The sequence below is a fragment of the Dyella sp. genome (genome assembly GCF_035508675.1).
GTDB lineage: Bacteria > Pseudomonadota > Gammaproteobacteria > Xanthomonadales > Rhodanobacteraceae > Dyella_B.
The window spans coordinates 1-18,258 of record NZ_DATJMN010000063.1 but is presented as its reverse complement, the minus strand read 5'-3'; the positions used below and the strand labels follow the sequence as shown (position 1 = coordinate 18,258).

At 64.0% G+C, this 18,258-nt stretch carries 19 protein-coding genes and 1 tRNA gene; 7 read left to right on the top strand and 13 right to left on the bottom strand.

Going from position 1 to position 18,258, the window contains the following annotated elements:
- The 4 genes from VMA74_RS03855 to VMA74_RS03840 all read right to left on the bottom strand — a co-directional run.
- Window positions 1-1,106: TIGR00366 family protein (locus VMA74_RS03855; RefSeq protein WP_325364984.1), on the bottom strand; the 1,106-nt coding region annotated here is incomplete at its 3' end.
- A 110-nt stretch (window positions 1,107-1,216) separates the two neighbouring features.
- Window positions 1,217-2,101 (bottom strand): drug/metabolite exporter YedA, encoded by an 885-nt coding sequence (gene yedA, locus VMA74_RS03850; protein WP_325364982.1) that lies wholly within the window; start codon window positions 2,099-2,101, stop codon window positions 1,217-1,219.
- 193 nt (window positions 2,102-2,294) lie between these two features.
- Window positions 2,295-3,170, bottom strand: coding sequence for a methylated-DNA--[protein]-cysteine S-methyltransferase (locus tag VMA74_RS03845; protein WP_325364978.1), 876 nt, complete (start codon window positions 3,168-3,170; stop codon window positions 2,295-2,297).
- A gap of 71 nt (window positions 3,171-3,241) precedes the next feature.
- Window positions 3,242-3,517 carry a hypothetical protein gene (locus tag VMA74_RS03840; protein ID WP_325364977.1) on the bottom strand — a complete coding sequence of 92 codons (276 nt, stop codon included), beginning with the start codon at window positions 3,515-3,517 and terminating at the stop codon, window positions 3,242-3,244.
- A 76-nt stretch (window positions 3,518-3,593) separates the two neighbouring features.
- On the opposite strand from VMA74_RS03840, the gene VMA74_RS03835 reads away from it, so the two are divergent.
- Window positions 3,594-3,938, top strand: coding sequence for a Rieske (2Fe-2S) protein (locus VMA74_RS03835; RefSeq protein ID WP_325364975.1), 345 nt, complete (start codon window positions 3,594-3,596; stop codon window positions 3,936-3,938).
- A gap of 31 nt (window positions 3,939-3,969) precedes the next feature.
- On the opposite strand, the gene VMA74_RS03830 is transcribed toward VMA74_RS03835, so the two are convergent.
- The 6 genes from VMA74_RS03830 to VMA74_RS03805 form a co-directional block, all read right to left on the bottom strand.
- On the bottom strand, window positions 3,970-5,253 hold the full coding sequence (locus VMA74_RS03830) for a nucleotide sugar dehydrogenase (RefSeq protein WP_325364973.1): 1,284 nt from the start codon (window positions 5,251-5,253) through the stop codon (window positions 3,970-3,972).
- Between the two features lie 236 nt (window positions 5,254-5,489).
- Window positions 5,490-7,307: an SLC13 family permease gene (locus tag VMA74_RS03825; protein WP_325364980.1), complete on the bottom strand. Its 1,818-nt coding sequence runs from the start codon at window positions 7,305-7,307 to the stop codon at window positions 5,490-5,492.
- Between the two features lie 208 nt (window positions 7,308-7,515).
- Entirely contained in the window at window positions 7,516-8,214 is a 699-nt protein-coding gene (gene trmB, locus VMA74_RS03820; RefSeq protein WP_325364971.1) for a tRNA (guanosine(46)-N7)-methyltransferase TrmB, read from the bottom strand.
- A 16-nt stretch (window positions 8,215-8,230) separates the two neighbouring features.
- Window positions 8,231-9,031, bottom strand: a complete 801-nt coding sequence (locus VMA74_RS03815; protein ID WP_325364969.1) for a thiazole synthase — start codon at window positions 9,029-9,031, stop codon at window positions 8,231-8,233.
- A gap of 18 nt (window positions 9,032-9,049) precedes the next feature.
- Window positions 9,050-9,250, bottom strand: a complete 201-nt coding sequence (gene thiS, locus VMA74_RS03810) for a sulfur carrier protein ThiS (protein ID WP_325364967.1) — start codon at window positions 9,248-9,250, stop codon at window positions 9,050-9,052.
- A 92-nt stretch (window positions 9,251-9,342) separates the two neighbouring features.
- Entirely contained in the window at window positions 9,343-11,391 is a 2,049-nt protein-coding gene (locus VMA74_RS03805; protein WP_325364965.1) for a DUF6600 domain-containing protein, read from the bottom strand.
- Between the two features lie 237 nt (window positions 11,392-11,628).
- On the opposite strand from VMA74_RS03805, the gene VMA74_RS03800 reads away from it, so the two are divergent.
- The 5 genes from VMA74_RS03800 (at window position 11,629) to VMA74_RS03780 (ending at window position 15,412) form a co-directional block, all read left to right on the top strand.
- A tRNA-Gly gene (locus VMA74_RS03800) sits at window positions 11,629-11,702 on the top strand.
- A 56-nt stretch (window positions 11,703-11,758) separates the two neighbouring features.
- A complete protein-coding gene (locus VMA74_RS03795; protein WP_325364963.1) occupies window positions 11,759-12,220 on the top strand; it encodes an ATP-dependent zinc protease in 462 nt (153 codons plus the stop codon).
- Window positions 12,217-13,110 (top strand): 30S ribosomal protein S6--L-glutamate ligase, encoded by an 894-nt coding sequence (gene rimK, locus VMA74_RS03790; RefSeq protein WP_325364961.1) that lies wholly within the window; start codon window positions 12,217-12,219, stop codon window positions 13,108-13,110. The genes VMA74_RS03795 and rimK overlap by 4 nt, the downstream gene beginning before the upstream one ends.
- A gap of 342 nt (window positions 13,111-13,452) precedes the next feature.
- Window positions 13,453-14,139 (top strand): response regulator transcription factor, encoded by a 687-nt coding sequence (locus VMA74_RS03785; protein ID WP_115494911.1) that lies wholly within the window; start codon window positions 13,453-13,455, stop codon window positions 14,137-14,139.
- Window positions 14,123-15,412, top strand: coding sequence for a HAMP domain-containing sensor histidine kinase (locus VMA74_RS03780; protein ID WP_325364958.1), 1,290 nt, complete (start codon window positions 14,123-14,125; stop codon window positions 15,410-15,412). The genes VMA74_RS03785 and VMA74_RS03780 overlap by 17 nt, the downstream gene beginning before the upstream one ends.
- A gap of 101 nt (window positions 15,413-15,513) precedes the next feature.
- Here VMA74_RS03780 and VMA74_RS03775 read toward each other — a convergent pair whose 3' ends face one another.
- Window positions 15,514-16,896, bottom strand: coding sequence for an L-serine ammonia-lyase (locus VMA74_RS03775; RefSeq protein WP_325364956.1), 1,383 nt, complete (start codon window positions 16,894-16,896; stop codon window positions 15,514-15,516).
- A gap of 77 nt (window positions 16,897-16,973) precedes the next feature.
- Here VMA74_RS03775 and VMA74_RS03770 point away from each other — a divergent pair, with 77 nt between their 5' ends.
- The gene (locus VMA74_RS03770) at window positions 16,974-17,207 is read left to right on the top strand and encodes a glutaredoxin family protein (RefSeq protein WP_325364954.1); all 234 of its coding nucleotides are present in this window, start codon (window positions 16,974-16,976) and stop codon (window positions 17,205-17,207) included.
- Between the two features lie 41 nt (window positions 17,208-17,248).
- Here VMA74_RS03770 and VMA74_RS03765 read toward each other — a convergent pair whose 3' ends face one another.
- Both VMA74_RS03765 and VMA74_RS03760 read right to left on the bottom strand, forming a co-directional pair.
- Entirely contained in the window at window positions 17,249-17,800 is a 552-nt protein-coding gene (locus tag VMA74_RS03765) for a YceI family protein (RefSeq protein ID WP_325364952.1), read from the bottom strand.
- Window positions 17,797-18,258, bottom strand: a 462-nt coding sequence (locus VMA74_RS03760; RefSeq protein ID WP_325364950.1) for a cytochrome b, incomplete at its 5' end; no start/stop codon positions are given. The genes VMA74_RS03765 and VMA74_RS03760, both read right to left, overlap by 4 nt.

The following is an 18,258-nucleotide window of genomic DNA, read 5'->3' as shown; positions in this document are numbered from 1 at the left end:
GAAGGCACGAAGAAACCAAGCACGGCTGAGTACACGCCCATCACCAGCGGAAATGTGCCGGTTGAAGCGACGTGGACGAACAAACCGGAGAGCCGGTGCGAGAGCGCTTGGCCTTCCGCGCCGGTCGCATGCGTCAGCAGTGCGGCAATACCGCCATAAAGCGGGAACTGGATCAGCACGCCGGCCGTGCTCGGCACGGCGCGCGCCACTGCATTGAGAAAACTGCGCGGCCGCCAGTGCAGCAGCAGGCCGAGCGTAAGGAACAGGAAGTTGTAGGTGTTGAGATTGGCGATGGCAGTGACGGCCGGCTTGCTGGCGAACTCGTAACCGAGCCAGCCAAGGCCGAGTGCGCCGAGCAGGATGGAAAGCAGCGGGCTGTATTCCAGCCACTCGCCAGGTCGGCTGCGCGGTGGCAAGGCAGGGGTGACGGTGTCGGTGCTGCCGAAATCCTGCGCGGTACGCGCCTGCGCATCGGAAGGGGCAGTGAACCAGCAAATCACCAGCGACACGGCAATGAGCACCAGGGTGAGCAGCATCGATTGCCACAGAAAAATCGTCTGGCTTAAAGGCAGTACGCCGGTGATGGCGAGCAATCCTGCCGGCATGCTCTTGGGATTGGCCTGCAATTGCGCTGCTGACGAAGAAAGCCCCATCGCCCACACCGCGCCCAGCCCGAGATAGGCGGCCGCCCCGGCTGCGCGATAGTCCATGCGCAAGCTTTCGCGCCGTGCGAGCGCGCGCACGAGCAAGCCGCCGAACACCAGCGAAAAGCCCCACGACAGCAGCGAGGCCAGCATGCTGATCAAGCCTACGAAGCAGATCGCCCCACGCCCGGTGCGCGGCACGCGTGCCAGCACATCGATAAAGCGCGCCACGCTCGGCGCACTGGCCAGCACGTAGCCGCCGATCACCACGAACGCCATCTGCATGGTGAAAGGGATCAGGCTCCAGAAGCCGTCACCAAACGCGTTGACGGTCGTGGCCGGCGTGGCGCCGAACGCCAGCACCGCGGCAGCCACCACGATCACGCCCAGCGCGGCGAATACCCAAGCGTCGGGAAACCAGCGTTCTGCCCACGCAGCGCTGCGCAAGGCGGCGCGTGCCATCCAGCCATCGGTTGCCTTGCCCATATGCGCATGCCTCCTTCAGCGATGCGGCTATGGTGATGGGGTGTTGAGTGCGGCGACAAGAGGTTTGTGGCTGATGCTTTTGATAGCTAATGCGCGTGGCGCAGCTTGGCCAGCGTGATGATGCCGACGCCGAACAGAATCACCGCCATGCCGGCCAGATCGTAAGGGCCGACTTTCTCGCCCAGCAGCAACACGCCGAACAGCACGGCAACGGGCGGATTGACGTAGGCGTAGCTGGTCGCGAAGGCCGGGCGCGCGTGCTTGAGCACATAGAGATAGGCGCTGAAGGCCACCAGCGATCCGAACACCACCAGATAGGCCGCTGCCAGCGTGGCGTGCAGCGTGGGATGCGCGGGCAGTTTCTCGCCGCCCAGGCATCCCGCCGCAAGCAAGGCCACGCTTCCGCACAGCATTTGCGCTGCGGTGTTCATCATGCCTTGCGGCATGTCCTGATGCTTGCTCCAGACCGAGCCAAACGCCCATGCCGCGGCGGCGATGAGCAAGGCCATCGCGCCAACGTGCGAACCGGACAAGGCGCTGCCCAGGTTGAGCACGATGACGCCGACAAAGCCGATGAGCAGTCCGATCGTTTCGCTGCGCGTCGGCCAGTTCCTGTACAAACCGGCAAAAATCGCCGCAAACAACGGCATGCTGGCCACCGCTACCGCCGAAACGCCCGAACTCACGCTCTCTTCCGCATAACACACCAGCCCGTTGCCGAAGCCCAGCAGCAATACGCCGGTGAACGCGGCATTCCGCCACTGGCGTGCCGTCGGCAGGTTGGTGCCGCGCAGGCGCAGATAGCCAAACAGCAGCGAACCCGCGAGGGCAAAGCGCACGCCGGCCAGCAGGAACGGCGGATAGCTTTGCAAGGCGATGCGGATGCCCAGATAGGTGGAACCCCAGACGATGTACAACGCAAGCATCGCCAATGGCACCCACTTGCCAGCACGGCTCTGGTCGCCTGCCATGGCAAGCGTGTTGTCGGCGGAGTCGGTCATCGGTGTGCGCGGGGGAGGAGGAGCGTAACGATACCCGCATGGCGGGCATTGCAGTAGCGAAAGCCGTGCAAGGTGGCATTGACGGGGGATCAAGGCGAGGCGCAGCGTTTAGAAGTTTCATCGCCCCGGCGAACGCCGGGGCGACGGATGTTCGCAACGCGCCTTATGCGTCTTGATGCGCAGCAGAATGCTGCCGCTCTTCCTGCTCAAGCAGCACGCGCTTGCGCTCCACGCCCCAGCGCCAGCCGCCGAGCGAGCCGTCTTCGCGCACGATGCGATGGCAAGGCACGATCAAGGCGAGGCGGTTGTTGCCGCAGGCCTGCCCGATGGCGCGCGCTGCGCCCGGCTTGCCAAGTTCGGCGGCCAGTTCGCCGTAGCTCTTGGTGGTGCCGGCGGGGATGCGGGTAAGCGCATCCCACACGCGCCACTGGAAGGCGGTGGCGGCGATGTCGAGCGGCGGCAGCGCCGGTGCTTCGCGATCGCTCCAGCCCAGTTCGCTGGCAATGCGGGCGATCACGGCATCCAGCCATTCCTCGCGTCCGTTGTCGACGCGCGCGCGGCTGGCGTTGGGAAATTCATCCGCCAGGCGTTGCTCCAGTTCTTTATCGCTGGCGCCCAAGGTGACGGAACAGATGCCCTTGGCTGTCGCCGCGACCAGCAATTGCCCCAATGGCGTGCTGGTAGTGGTGTAGCGGATGTGCGCACCGGTGCCGCCAGCACGATAGCTGGCCGGTGTCATGCCGAGCAGGCGATTGGTATGTTCGTACACGCGGCTGCCGGAACCGAAGCCGGCGTCGTAGACCGCATCGGTCACGGCAGCGCCTTGGCGTAAGGCGGTCTTGAACTGGCCGAAGCGGCGTGCGCGGTGGTATTCGGCCGGGCTCATGCCATAGCGGCGGCGGAATGCCCGCTGCAAATGGCTGGGGCTGAGCTTGGCTGCATCGGCCAACGCGTTGAGCGAGGGGGCTTCCGTCGCGCGTTCGATCAGCGCGCGGACGTGTTCCAGCGGGGCTTCAAGGGTAGCGAGGGAGTTGCGCATGGCAGTATCCGGAAAGGAACGTTGCCGTCAGCTTAGGCTCGCTACCTAAATAGCCGCTATCCGGATTTTGCTCAGTGATGCGCAACCGGCCGCGAGCGGTTGATGACCACGTACTCGCCTTCGAGCACTTCCGGCTGGCGTGTTGTGCGGGCGGCGCCTGACATCGTCACGCGGCTGCGCTTCCACTGCCGCCATACCAACCACAACGTGCCGCCAACCGCCAGCACGCCGGCTACGACCAGCCCGAACACCATCAACACGCCGACCACGATCAAGCCCAACACCACGGACAGAGCCTGGACGAGCGGATGACGACGGCGATGCAGGAGCGGGAAAACGACGCGCATGTTAAAAATCCGTATGGTAAAATCAAGGACTTACGCGCGTAACGATGAGGCCATAGGGCCTATAAGGCAAGTGCCGATGGAAACCGTAACCCCACCCCGCCGCCTGTGTCGGCTGCACGACATGCCTGACGGCGAGGCGATGGCCGTGGACGTGATGCTGGCGGACGGCGAGGAAAGCGTGATCCTGCTGCGCCGCGGCGAGCACGTAGGCGCCTGGCTGAACATCTGTCCACACGCCGGTCGCCGCCTGGACTGGGCGCCGGGGAAGTTCCTGCTGTCGAAAGGCATGCTGGTGTGCGCCGCGCATGGTGCGTGTTTCGGGGTGGACACCGGTGAGTGCCTGAGCGGCCCGTGCAAAGGGGAAAGCTTACGCGCGGTGCCGGTGCGGGTGGAGCAGGGCGACGTGGTGCTGGATCTGTAAGCTGGGATGACAATCCCAGCTCCATCGCACCCTACAACCGCGCGTCGACCAGCTCTTTCGGCAACACGCCCTTGATGTCGTAGACCACGCCATTGGGCATCGCCAGGGCGCGCACGTCGTACGCGCCGCCTGCCTTGAATGGCTGGTGCGCGACGGCGAGCACCACGGCGGCATACGTTCCCTCGGCCTTCACCTCGGGCAGCAAGCGCAGGCCGTAATGCTTGTGCGCTTCCTCGGGATCCGCGCACGGATCATGCACGTCGACGGTCGCCCCAAAACTTTCCAGCTCGCGTACCAGATCCACCACCCGCGTATTGCGCAGGTCAGGGCAGTTTTCCTTGAACGTGAGGCCGAGCACCAGCACACGGCTGCCGCGAATGGCATGGCCTTGGCCCACCATCAGCTTGACCACTTCGGCGGCCACATGCTGGCCCATCGCATCGTTGATGCGGCGGCAGGCGAGCAGGATATCGGGGTAATAGCCGGTGGATTGCGCTTTCTGGATCAGGTAGTACGGGTCGACCCCGATGCAATGGCCGCCGACCAGTCCCGGTTGAAATGGCAGGAAATTCCATTTGGTACGTGCCGCGTCGAGTACATCCTGCGTATCGATGCCCAGGCGATGGAAGATCAACGCAAATTCGTTGATCAGGGCGATGTTGGCATCGCGCTGCGTGTTCTCGATCACCTTGGCCGCTTCCGCCACCTTCAAGCTTGGCGCCTTGTGCGTACCGGCAGTAATGATGCGTGCGTAAAGCGCGTCGATGAAATCCGCCGCTTCCGGCGTGGAGCCGGAGGTGATTTTCGGAATCGTGGTGAGGCGCCGCTGCTTGTCGCCGGGGTTGATGCGCTCAGGACTGTAGCCTGCGGTGAAGCCGACGTTGAAACGCAAGCCGGAGGCGCGCTCCAGCTCGGGCACGCAGATTTCTTCGGTGGCGCCGGGATAAACCGTGGATTCGTAGATCACCACGTCGCCTTGCGTCAACACGCTGCCGACCATCCGGCTAGCGTGAATCAGCGGCGTGAAATCCGGACGCTTGTGCTCATCGACCGGCGTCGGCACAGTAATGATGAACACGTTGCATTCGCGTAACGCAGCCACATCCGTGCTGAAGCGCAGCTTGGTTGCGGCGGCAAGTTCCTCCGTCGACGTTTCCTGGTTGCTGTCCGTGCCGCGCCGTAGCGCATCCACGCGTGCGGCATCAATGTCGTAACCGAGCGTATCGAATAGCCGTCCGAATTCCACCGCAAGCGGCAGGCCGACATAACCGAGCCCGATCACGGCAAGGCTGGGGTTGCTTGGGAGTGCAGTCACGGGGATTCAGCCGGTTCGCGCGTTGGGGATGCTCTGATTAATTCAGCGTAGGTCGCAGCGGTTCTGTGTGTTCGCAGCGCACAGGGCCATCGGCGAAGGCAGACTGGCGCATCGTCGAGACGACGGACCGAAGCTCTGCGGACACACAGGGCCGCTGCGGCCTGCGGTGGATTAAATCAGAGCATCCTGAGGGAAATGGAGAAAAAACATCTCCCCAGAATACCGGCAAGGCTGTTCTACCGGTACATAAGATTGATCGCCACCAGCGTGATCACCAGCACGATAAACGTCAGCGGCACGCCGGCGCGCAGGAAATCCCGGCTGCTGTAATCGCCCGGGCCGGTGACCATCATCAGCGCCGGATGGCCCGAGCTGAGCAAGAAGGTGTTGGAGGAGGACACCGCGACAATCAGCGCATACGCGGAAGGATTGCCGCCGGTGGCCACCGCCACGCTGATCGCCACCGGCACCATCATCACTGTGGCGCCCACGTTCGACATCACCTGCGAGAACAGCAGAGTGAGAATGGCCAGCGAGGTTTGCAGCACCCACGGCGATGCGTGCCCCAGATGCACCAGCACTTCCTGCGCCACCCATGCGGCGGTGCCGGTGGAGTCCATCGACCAGCCCAAGGGAATCAGGCAGGCGGTCACGAAGATGGTCTTCCAGTTCACCGCCTTGTAGGCCTCATCCATGTTCAGCACGCCGGAAAGCAGCATGCCGATGGCACCGGTCATCATCGCGATGGACAGGTCGAGGTTGGTGAACAGCGCCAAGCCTTTGGCCAACAGGAAAAAGCAGACGGCCTGCCAGATTTTATTGGGCCGCTGCTCTTCGCGCGGGATATCGGTGACGACCACCAGGTCCTTGTCTTCGGAGACCTCCTGCAGCGCTTTCCAGCTCGAATGCAACACCAGCGTGTCGCCGGTGCGCAGGCTGACGGCACGCAGATCGTCGCGATAGACCTGGTCGCCGCGCGTCACGGCCAGCACGGAAATGCCATAACGCTTGCGCAGGCGCAGCTCGCCGACGGATTGCTTGAGGAAGCGCGAGCTGGGCGGAATCACCGCCTCGGAAATACCGGCGCGGGTAGGGTTGAACAGTTCGCCCAGCTGGCGCATGCGCGGCGACAGGCGGCATAGCTGGTTGTTGGCGAAGCGGTTCAGTTCCTCGCGCGGCCCGAGCACGCCCAGCACGGAACCCACCCAGATCACCTGGTCGGCCGGCGGCGCCATGCGCGCGTCGTTGCCGCTCTTGATCGCCAGGATCAGCGGTGCGCCGTGCAATTGTTCCACTTCGCCGATGCTCATGCCGACCAGTGGGCTTTCCGCGGTCACCGTCAGCTCCGCGGTTTCGCCGACGATACCGTAGGTCTCGGCAAAATAGCTTTCGGTGCGGCCGGGCGTCACCTTCTGGCGCTCGTCTTCCCGGTTCGGCAGCAGCTTGTTGGTGTAGAGGTAGAAGAACAGCACGCCGGCCAGCGCCAGCGCGAGGCCGACGGGGGTTACGCTGAACAGCCCGAACTTCGGCACCGTCTGCGCGCCGGGCGGCAGGTTGGCGTTGGCGCTGGCGATCAGGTCGTTGAGCACGATCAGCGGCGAGTTCGCGATCAGCGTGGTGTTGGTGGCGGTAAGAATGCAGAACGCCATCGGCAACAGCAGGCGCGAGATCGGCACGCCGGTGCGCGCGGAGAGGCGGCTGGTCACCGGAATCATCAGCGCGGCCAGCGCCTGGCTGGGGATCACTGCGCTGAACAGGCTGGTGACGGCGTTGATCACCAGGCCAAGCCGCGATTCCTTGCCGCGCGCCATGCGCATCACGAACTGCGCGGTCAGGGCCAGCACGCCGGCGCGATCCAGCCCGGCACCCATGATCATGATCGCGATGATGGCGATCACGGCGTTGCCGGCAAAGCCGTTGAAGACGCGGTCGGACGGGATCAGCCCGGTCAGCCCGATGACCACCACCACCAGCAGCGCCACCATGTCGGCGCGGATCCATTCCAGCACCAGCATCAGCATGGTGAAGCACACCAGCCCCAGCACCAGGATCATTTCGGGGGTGAGGGTCAGCGCCACTGACGGCCATCCCTGTCGGGCACGGTGGGCTGGATGCGATTGGGCAGCGGTTGCTTCACACGGGTGGCTCGTCCCTGTTTAACGCGGGAGTATAAGCGTGTGCGCATGGTGGCTGGTGAATCGTTGCCGCATCCTGGATGCTTGACGAGCATCGCGTTACGTCGGACGGGTATATGCAGCGGTATCAGCGCCTGCGGTAGAGCAAATCCCACACGCCGTGCCCCAGCTTCAACCCGCGTCGCTCGAAGTGCGTTTCGATGCGCCACGCCGGCTTTTCGGCAAACTGGCCCGGCGCCACGTCGTTATGCCAGTCGGAGGAAGCTTCCATCACCTCCAGCATGTGTTGCGCATACGGCTCCCAATCGGTAGCCAGGTGCAGCAGGCCCTCCGGTGCCATGCGCGAAGCAAGCAAGGTAACGAAGCCGGGTTGCACGATGCGGCGTTTGTTATGGCGCTTCTTGTGCCAGGGATCGGGAAACCAGAGGCGCACCTCGGCCAGCGTGCCGGGGGCGATTTCATGTTCCAGCACTTCCACCGCGTCGTGCTTGTAGATCCGCACATTGCTGGCGCCGCGCGCCGCCAGGGCATTCATCAGCCGGCCGACGCCGGGCCCATGCACTTCCACGCCTAGGTAGTCGCGCGCCAGGTCGTGTTCGCTGGCCCAGGCCAGGGCCTCGCCGTTGCCGAAGCCGATCTCCAGCACGCGTGGCGCATGGCGGCCGAAGTGCGCGCCGAAGTCCTGCGGCTTGCCGGTGTAGTCGATGCCGAAGCGTGCCCAATGGGTTTCGAAGGCGCGCTGCTGGGCCGGCGTCATGCGGCCTTCACGCAGCACGAAGCTGCGGATGCGGCGCAGGTGTTGGTCGTCGTCGTGGGCGTCGATCATGCGGACGTCAGGGCGATCAACCAATCGTCCCGTCAATCGGACTCGACGCCGACGCAAAGCGCTTGCGCGGAATCCTGCCCGCGCGGAACGCCGCGCGCCCTGCCTCGATCGCCAGCTTCATGGCATGCGCCATCAGCACCGGATCCTTCGCGCCGGCGATGGCGGTATTCATCAGTACCCCATCGCAACCCAGTTCCATCGCAATGGCCGCATCGGAGGCCGTGCCCACCCCGGCGTCGACGATGATCGGCACCTTCGCGTTCTCGATGATTTCCAGCAGGTTGTACTTGTTTTGAATACCTAAGCCTGAGCCGATCGGCGCGGCCAGCGGCATCACTGCCACGCAGCCGATCTGTTCCAGCTTCTTGGCCAGGATCGGGTCATCACTGGTATAGACCATCACCTCGAAACCGTCGGCCACCAATTGTTCGGCCGCTTTGAGGGTTTCCACCACGTCGGGGAACAGCGTGCGCTCATCGCCTAGCACTTCCAGCTTGACCAGCGCGTGGCCGTCCAGCAGTTCGCGCGCCAGTTTGCAGGTGCGCACCGCATCCACGGCGTTGTAGCAGCCGGCGGTGTTGGGTAGCAGGGTGAATTCGCCGGGCGGCAGTGCATCGAGCAGGTTCGGAGCGTTGGGGTCCTGGCCCAGGTTCACGCGGCGAATCGCGGCGGTGACGATCTCTGCGCCGGCCGCCAGCGTGGCGCGGCGGGTTTCGTCCAGGTCCTTGTATTTGCCGGTGCCGGTGAGCAGGCGCGAACGGTAGCTCTTGCCGGCAATGACCAGGGTGTCAGCGGTGTCGTGGGTCTTGATGTTCATGCAGGGTCTGCCGGGGGCTCAGCCGCCGCCGATGGCGTGGACGATCTCCACCTTGTCGCCGTTGCGCAACGCGTAACCGTCGTGCTGGCTGCGCGGCACGATCTCGTGGTTCACCTCCACCGCTACGCGCCGGCCGGCATAGCCCGCCTCGTGCAGCAGTTGAGTGATGGTGAGATGGTCGCCGCCGTCGTGCGGGTGGCCGTTGAGGGTGATTTGCATCCGGCCATTGTAGCGCCGGGGCTGTGCTTTATCCCGTTTGGGCTGGATGGACGCGCCACATGAGGGTGGCGCGTCCGCTGGAGCACGGCACGTTAATGCTGCTGGTTGTTGTCGTTGCGAGCCGGTGGCGGCGCATGCTGCGGATGCGGTGCGCTTTGCGGATGCGGTTGCTCCGCCGGACGCGCCATTTCAGGGCGTGCGTATTGCGGTGGCGGTTGATAGTGATACGTCTGCGGCATGTAGGACGGATTGGGTTGCATTTCACGTGGCGCCTGCTGCTGCGGCACGTATGGGTGCGCGCGCTGCGCGGCGTCGAAGCGTTGCTGCTCGATCGCCTGCCGCTCGCGTTCTTGCTGTTGCTGTATCGACGGTTGCTCCGGCGTGTAGCGCGGCGCTTGCTGCACCACGGGCTGCTGCGGTTCGTAGCGCGGTGCCTGCCGCTCCTGCGGTTGCTCAGGCACGCGCGGCGCCTGTTGCACTCGCTGGACCTGCTGGGCCGGAGCGAAGTGGGGCACTTGCGGCAGCGCCGGCCCGGCCGGGTGCGGCGCGGCTTGCGGCGATGCAGGCGTTCCGTAGCGCGGGAAGGTCTGTCCGGATACGACACGGTGCATGTTCTGCGGCTGCACATTCAAGACGCGAACGTTGGAGCGCGGCGGCATATGGGGCTCTGCAACCGCTGCCACATGGGTAGCCGGCGCACGCACGGCCACCACCTGCCGATTGAATCCAGCAGCCGGCAACGGACGGGCATTGCCCATGCGCGGCTGGCCAAAGCTGCCCGGCGCCGGACGTTGGACCGGTGCCGCCGCCATTACCGAGGCGTGGGCGAATTGCTGCGGATCGATGTGCACCTGGTTGGCCTGTACATTGCGTGCGCTGGCAAACGCTTGCGCGGAGACCGCCGTGAAGGCGTGCGGCGCGTCGCGGTTGACGTAGTTCACGCCGCTGACCGGCCGGCCCTCGCGATAGAAGCCGTATTGGTTGTGGATGTTGTTGATCACCGTTTCCCGGTTGATGGTGCGCGAGATCCGGATATTGGTGAGATTGACGTTGGTGTAGTAATTGCGCGACGCGCGGTACCACGGGTTGTAGACCTCGTGCGGTCCCAGCGGGAACCAGCCCACCGGACCGCCCCTGCCGATGCCGACGAAGGCCACCAGCGCCGGTGCATACACCGGCCGTACGCCTGGCGGGCACGGGACCCATCCCCAGCGATCGTGCAGGTACACCCAGCGGCCATAGTGGTAGGGCGCGAAACCCCACGGCATGGAGTCCACCCAGGTCCAGCCCCACGGGGCGATCCACACCCAGTGGCCGAGCCGGTACGGCGCCCAACCGGCCACCACGGTGGTGGGGTACCACACGCTGCCGTAGTCGGCATCCGCTTCCCAGTCGCCGTATTGGTTCAGATCCTGCGCGCCGACCATGTCCGGCGACACGTACTGCGTACGGTTGCTGTCGGCGTATTGCGCGTCGCGGTCGTTGCACCAGGCGTCGAATTCGTCGCGGCCCTGGATGTCGCTGACCGTCATGTCGTTCAAGCTGGAGTCGCCGAACTGGTAGCTGCGGCCGCTGAACACTTCGCGCTGGGCGTTGTTCTCGCCGTAGACGACACCGCCGCCGTCGAACACGGTCACGGTTGTGCCGTTGCCATTGGCGCCGACGTCGACCCGGAATGTACCGGGCTGGTCGATGACCAGGGCTACGGTCGGCGTGTCGATTTCGTAGCTCGCGCCCTGATCGACGTTACGCACCGTGATGCTGAGCGTGCCTTGGGTCAGCTCGAACTGGCCGATCTGGTCGTTGAGGTTGAGCACGCCGATGTCGGTCTGGTCGCTGATGCGCAGCGCCGCCCCGCCCAGTTCCAGCTCGGCGCGGGCGCCGGGGCCGCTGGACAGCTTGTCGCCATTGGTCAGCGGCCGGTTCACGTCGGCGGCAGTCCATTCGGTGCTGCCCGCCGGCATCAGGCCCAGGTCGCCGGAGGCATAGGAAAGCCGCGCCACGCGCGCCGGTGGGTCGGCGCTGTCGGCTGGGCTATCGTCGGCCTGGGCAAGCGCCACGCCGCTGCATAGCAGCAGTGCCACGGCCAGCAAGGCGCGCCATCCGCGCGGCCGTGACTCGATGCCATGATGTCCACGCATAAAGCACTCCTTTGTAGATGCACGCGAAAAACGGTCGCGCCCCGCCATGCCTATCTCTGTATGTGCGGATCATCTTGCGCAAGGATCATGAGCAATGGCTTAGGGCGGCAATGGCTGTTGCCGGCGGTTTAGCTACGCGCCATCGTTGCCGGCTCGCCACAACTTCGCACCTGGGGAGCGGCGCGATCCGTCCAGGATTCCCAAAGCCGCACTCGCCGGTTACCATCGCCCAGCGTTGCGGGTGTAGCTCAATGGTAGAGCTGTAGCTTCCCAAGCTACTGACGAGGGTTCGATTCCCTTCACCCGCTCCAATCATCTCTTTCCGGTCCCCACCGAGATTTTTCCCAACCCGACAGCGTGAGCTGACATGGCGGACGTGATCACCCTCGGTTGGCGGGAGCGCCTGGCATTGCCGCAGTTCGGCATTGGCTCGCTCAAGGTCAAGCTCGATACCGGCGCGCGCAGCAGTTCGCTGCACGTGGACGAGCTGGAAACCTTTACCCGCGATGGACAGACCTGGCTGCGTTTCATGATGGGCGTTGGGCGCCGTTCGGTACGCCAGGTGCAGTGCGAGGCGCCGGCGTGCGACCGGCGCGTGGTGGTCGATACCGGCGGCGGGCGCAGCGAGCGCTGGTTCATTCGTACCGAAGTGATGCTGGCTGGCGAGCGTTTCGACGTTGACATAAATCTGACGGATCGACGGCACATGCTGTTTCCTATGCTATTGGGGCGTACCGCCTTGATCGGGCGCTTCAAGGTCGATCCTGCCCTTTCCTATACCTTGCCCAAGCCTGCGCACACGATGGCGCCCAAAGAGCATCCCCCATGAAGATCGCCATCCTCTCGCGCAACGCGCGGCTGTACTCCACCCAGCGTCTGGTGGAAGTGGCGCGTGAGCGCGGCCATGTGGTGCGCGTGCTCGATCCACTGCGCTGCTATGTGCGCATTGCGCCGGGGGAGGTGGAGATCCGCTACAAGGGCAAGGCCCTGCACGACATCGACGCGGCCATTCCACGCATCGGCACGTCGAGTACGTTCTACGGCACGGCGGTGCTGCGCCAGCTCGAAATGATGGGCGTGTATACCCCCAATTCGTCCGACGCCGTGCTGCGCGCGCGCGACAAGCTGCGCTGCCTGCAGATCCTGGCCGCGAAAGGTCTGGACATGCCGGTGACGGTCTTTGGTGACAACCCTGACGACACCACCGACGTGCTGGATCTGCTCGGCGATCCGCCGCACGTGATCAAACTCAACGAAGGCAGCCAGGGCACCGGCGTGGTGCTGGCGGAAAAGCGCAGCGCATCGCAAAGCGTGGTCGAAGCGTTCCGTGGCCTGTATGCCAACTTCCTGGTGCAGGAATTCATTGCCGAAGCCAAGGGCAGTGATCTGCGTTGCTTCGTGGTCGGCGGCCAGGTGGTGGCGGCGATGCAGCGCGACGCGGTGGCTGGTGAATTCCGCGCCAACCTGCACCGCGGCGGCACGGCCGTGGCCGCCAAGCTGACTACCGCGGAAAAGCGCATTTCGGTGGATGCCGCAGAAGCCTTGGGCTTGGGTATCGCCGGTGTCGATCTGTTGCGTTCCAAGCGTGGTCCGCTGGTGTTGGAAGTCAATGCATCACCGGGGCTGGAGGGCATCGAAGCGGCGTCGGGCGTGAACGTGGCCGAGCACATCATCCGTCACCTGGAACGGCACGTCGGCAAGGCGCCGAAACGCACCTGAACGTCTTCACGTCATGATGACAATGGCGGGTGCGTGGCTGGATCAAGCATCTTTAACCAAGCAGTGAGTGCGGGTTAACTACCGCGTAACCGCCCGGATCCTATAAAGGCACCACTGTTTGTTTGCTCGCTACTTCAATCGCAAGTGCGACAGCAGACGACGGTATCGGGGCAGTAGCTTCAGCCCGGGTGTAGCGACGCACGGTCGCGGCATCCGGGCTTTTTCTTTGGCTCGTCCTCATTTCGAATATCGGCATTCAGCGTGGCGCTTAACATTTGCGCCGCGCACTCGTTAAGCTTGGTGCGTCCCGGCCGATGCGCCGGCTGCGTAGCGGAGAGACGCATGCGCGTTCTAGTGATTGAAGACAACAGCGATATCGCCACCAACATCGGTGATTATCTGGAAGATCGTGGCCACGTGGTGGATTTCGCGGGAGATGGCGTCACTGGACTGCATCTGGCGGTGGTCCACGACTTCGACGTCATCGTGCTCGACCTGACCTTGCCGGGCATGGACGGCCTGGACGTGGCGCGCAAACTGCGCCACGAAGCCCACAAGCAAACCCCGGTCCTGATGCTGACGGCCCGCGATGCACTGGAACAGAAGCTCACCGGCTTCGAATCCGGCGCGGACGACTACATGACCAAGCCCTTCGCCCTGCAGGAACTGGCCGCGCGCCTGGAAGTGCTGGCGCGCCGCGGCAAAGGCCCGCAAAGCCGGGTGCTGAAGGTGGCCGACCTCACCTACAACCTGGACACCCTCACGGTCACGCGCGACGGCAAGTCCATCCAGCTCAACCCGATCGGGCTGAAGCTGTTGCAGGCGCTGATGGAGGCCAGCCCCTCGGTGGTCACGCGCCAGGATCTGGAGCAGAAGGTGTGGGGCGAGGAACTGCCTGACAGCGACAGCCTGCGCGTACACATCCATGGCCTGCGTGCCGCGATCGACAAGCCGTTCGAAAAGGCTTTGATCCATACCCGCCACGGCATCGGTTACCGCATGGTCGATCCGGATGCAGTCCAGGCGTAAGCTGCGGTTCCGCCTGCTGATCTCGTTCGCGCTGTTCGGTTTCGGCCTTAGCGCGTTGTTTGCCGTGGCGTCGTTGTATGTGCGTGCCAAGGTCGAGAATCAGCTCGTCAATGCAAGTCTGCAAAGCGACGTCGATCAAGCGGTCGAAAACGCGCACAGCAATCCGGGCCAACCGGTAGGCTCGCGCTTGATCGACGCTTGGCTATGGAGTGATCGCACCATCTACAAGGCGCCACTTGCTTGGCAGAACCTTGCGTCTGGTGTCTACGACATGCATGACGTGGACAAGGATGGTCATCCCAGGCACTACAAGCTGGCGGTTGCGCGCAAATACGGGTTGATCGGGTTCATCAGCTATGACATCAGCCGGGAGGACCTGGGCAAGCGTCAGCTCATTACGTCGCTGATCGCTTCGGTCATCTTGTTCAGTCTGTTGTCGCTGGCGATTGGCATGTGGCTGTCGCGCAAAGTGCTGAAACCGGTGACCGAGCTCGCGCGGCGCCTGCGCGATTTCCGCAAGGCTGGGCGTGCCGAACCGTTGGCCCCTCATTTTGCGGACGACGAAGTGGGTGAGCTTGCGCAGGCGCTCGATGAATATTCGACGCGCCTCACCGCGATGGTCGAGCGCGATCGCGAATTCAACTCCGATGTCAGCCACGAACTGCGTACGCCGCTGGCGGTGATTTCCAGCACGACGGAGCTATTGCAAGGTTCACCGGATCTCACCGACAAATTGCGCGAACGCTTGAAGCGCATCGAGCGCGCGTCACGCCAGGCGACCGAGCTGATCGAAGCGCTCTTGCTGCTATCGCGCGCCGAACGCCGTGGGCCGACGCGTGGGGAAATCACCGACGTGGCAAAAGTGGCGAGTGACGTGATCGAAAGCCAGCGTCCGCAGATTCGCGACAAACCGCTCGATGTCGAGTTGCTGCAGCATGGTTCCGTGAGCGTCAACGCACCCGCTTCGGTGCTGTCGGTGGCACTCACCAATCTGATCGGCAACGCCATCAAATACACGCTGGAAGGACACGTCACGGTGCAGGTGGAAAAAGGCCGCATCGATGTCATCGATACCGGCCCCGGCATCAAGCCCGAAGATGCGGAACGCTTGTTTCAGCGCGGCGTGCGTGGCGAAGGCGCGGGCGGCAGCGGCGCCGGCCTGGGCTTGGCCATTGTGCGCCGTTTGTGCGAGTTGTACGGCTGGGATGTGTCGATCAAGCCGCGGACCGATGCCAACGGGGCAATTGCCAGCATCGTGTTCGAGCGGCCATAGCGCAACCCTGCGTAGGCTGGGGTGAGCGTATGCGAACCCCAACATTGCCACGCAGAAAGCGATGCCGGGGTTTCGTGGTGACGATGGCGAGGCGGTCTACCTCAGCACTCGATCACATTCACCGCCAAGCCACCGCGCGACGTTTCCTTGTACTTGTCCTTCATGTCCAGCCCGGTATCGCGCATCGTCTTGATCACCTTGTCGAGCGAGACGCGATGCTTGCCGTCGCTCCTCAACGCCATGCGGCTGGCGTTGATGGCTTTGACGGCGCCCATGGCATTGCGTTCGATGCACGGGATCTGCACCAGTCCGCCGATCGGATCGCAGGTCAGGCCGAGGTTGTGTTCCATGCCGATTTCGGCGGCGTTTTCGATCTGGTGAATGCTGCCGCCCAATGCCGCCGTAAGGCCGCCGGCAGCCATCGAGCAGGCGACGCCCACTTCGCCCTGGCAGCCGACTTCGGCGCCGGAGATGGAGGCGTTTTCCTTGTACAGAATGCCGATGGCCGCTGCGGTCAGCAGGAAATCGACCACGCCGTTTTCGTCGGACTTGGGGCAGAAGCGGTGATAGTAGTGCAGCACGGCCGGCACGATGCCCGCGGCACCGTTGGTGGGGGCGGTAACCACGCGTCCGCCGGCGGCGTTTTCCTCGTTGACGGCCAGCGCGTAGAGGTTGACCCAGTCGAGGATGGTAAGCGGGTCCTTGAGCGATGCTTCGGGCTGGTTGCGCAGTTCCGCGGCCATGCCGGGCGCGCGGCGCGTCACCTTGAGGCCGCCCGGCAGCGTGCCTGGTGAACGCAGGCCGCGCTCGACGCAACCCTGCATGGCCTTCCAGATCGTCAGCAAGCCGGCACGTATGTCTGCTTCCGCGCGCCACACCTTCTCGTTTTCCATCATCAGCTGCGCGATGGTCATGCCGTGTTGCGCGCACAGCGCCAGCAGCTGATCGCCTGTGTGGAAAGGGTAGGGCTGTTCGGTGGTGTCGGCGACGATGCGGTCTTCGGCCGCTTCGTCATGATTGACCACGAAGCCGCCACCGACCGAGTAGTAATCGCGCGTGGCCAGTTCGTGGCCGTCGGCATCGTACGCTGTAAAACGCATGCCGTTGGTGTGGAAGGGCAGCTTCTGGCGCTTGTTGAACACCAGGTCGCGCTTTTCATCGAAATCGATCTCGTGTTTGCCGAGCACGCGGATGCGGTGCGTGGTGCGCACGCGCTTGAGGATCTCGGGTATCAGGTCGGGATCAACCGTATCCGGATGCTCCCCTTCAAAGCCGAGGATCACGGCCTTGTCCGTGCCATGCCCGCGGCCGGTCATCGCCAGCGAGCCGTACAGCTCTGCGCGCACATGCGTGACGCGATCGAGCACGGCTTTTTCTTCCAGCCATCGCTCCGCAAAACGCGCCGCCGCGCGCATGGGGCCGACCGTGTGGGAGGAGGACGGACCGATGCCGATCTTGAAAATATCGAAGGCGCTGACAGCCATGGGGGACGCTGCGAAGACGGGGATGAACTGGCTATTCTAGCGGGGCGTCCTATCCTGGGCATTCTGCAAGCGCACGCATGACCAAATTGGTGCTTTATCAACGCGATTACTGTCATCTGTGCGACCGCGCGCTGGCCGTGCTGGCCGAGGCGCGCGTGCCGGATTTCGATAGCGTATGGGTAGAGGACAGCGGGGAACTGGAGGATCGCTACGGCACCCGCGTGCCAGTTTTGGCCGATATACGCACCGGCCGGGAACTGGACTGGCCGTTCGATGCGCGGGCGGTCGTGCAGTGGATGGCGATGGAGTGATCGCAGGCTGGGATCAAATCCCAGCCCATGCTGCGTTCGCGTTACTTTGCGCCAAGCACCAGATGCGCCGTGACCTTCACATCCGGCCCAATCACCGACGTATCGGCGTACTGCCCGCCACCTACGCCAAAATCCAGCCGCTTCACCGTGCCGGTGACATCCAGCGTGGCGCCGCCGCCTTGCGGCTTGAACACCACGTTCAAACTCACCGGCTTGGTCACGCCGCGCAGCGTCAGCATGCCGTCCGCAACCACCTGGCTGCCCTGCTGATGAAAGGCGGTGGTGACGAAGTGCGCCTGCGGGTACTTGGCCGCGTTGAAGAAATCCGGTCCGGGCAGTGCGCTGTCGCGATCGTTGTCGCCGGTTTTGGCGCTGGCAAGATCGACCGTCACGTCGAACTTCGATGTGGCCAGCTTGGCCGGGTCATAGCTGACCGTAGCGTTCCATTTGTTGAAATGGCCGTCGAAGCTGCTGCCCTGGAAGCTGCTGGTGAAGCCCAGCGTGCTGCCCGATTGCACGCTGTAATCGGCCGCGCTGGCGATGCACGGCATGGCCAGCGCAAGCAGCACGAGCGAAGGAATGCGGATGTTCATGGGAGGTCTCCTGAAGTGGCCTTGCTTTGACGCACGCGTGCGAACGGCAGCATGCGCCGCAATACGTTGTCCCGATCGAAGAAATGGTGTTTCAGCGCGGCGCCGGCGTGCCCGGCCAGCACCACCAGCAGCAGGTAGAACAGCCATTCGTGGACTTCGCCGGCGAGATGCGAAAGCGCGTCATTCTTGGCCGCCAGCGGCGGCAGGTTGAACAGCTTGAACCATTGCAGCGGATAGCCGTGCAGGGAATTGAACAGCCAGCCGCTCAACGGCATGGCGAGGATGAACAGATACAGCAGCGCGTGTGTGGCATGCGCCATGTTGCGTTGCCAGCGCGGCATCGGTTCATCGGGCGGGGCGCCGTCATACAGGCGCCAGGCCAGGCGCAGTGCGAACAGCCCCAGCACGGTCAGGCCGATCGACTTGTGCAGGGCATAGATGTTGATCTTGCTCATCGA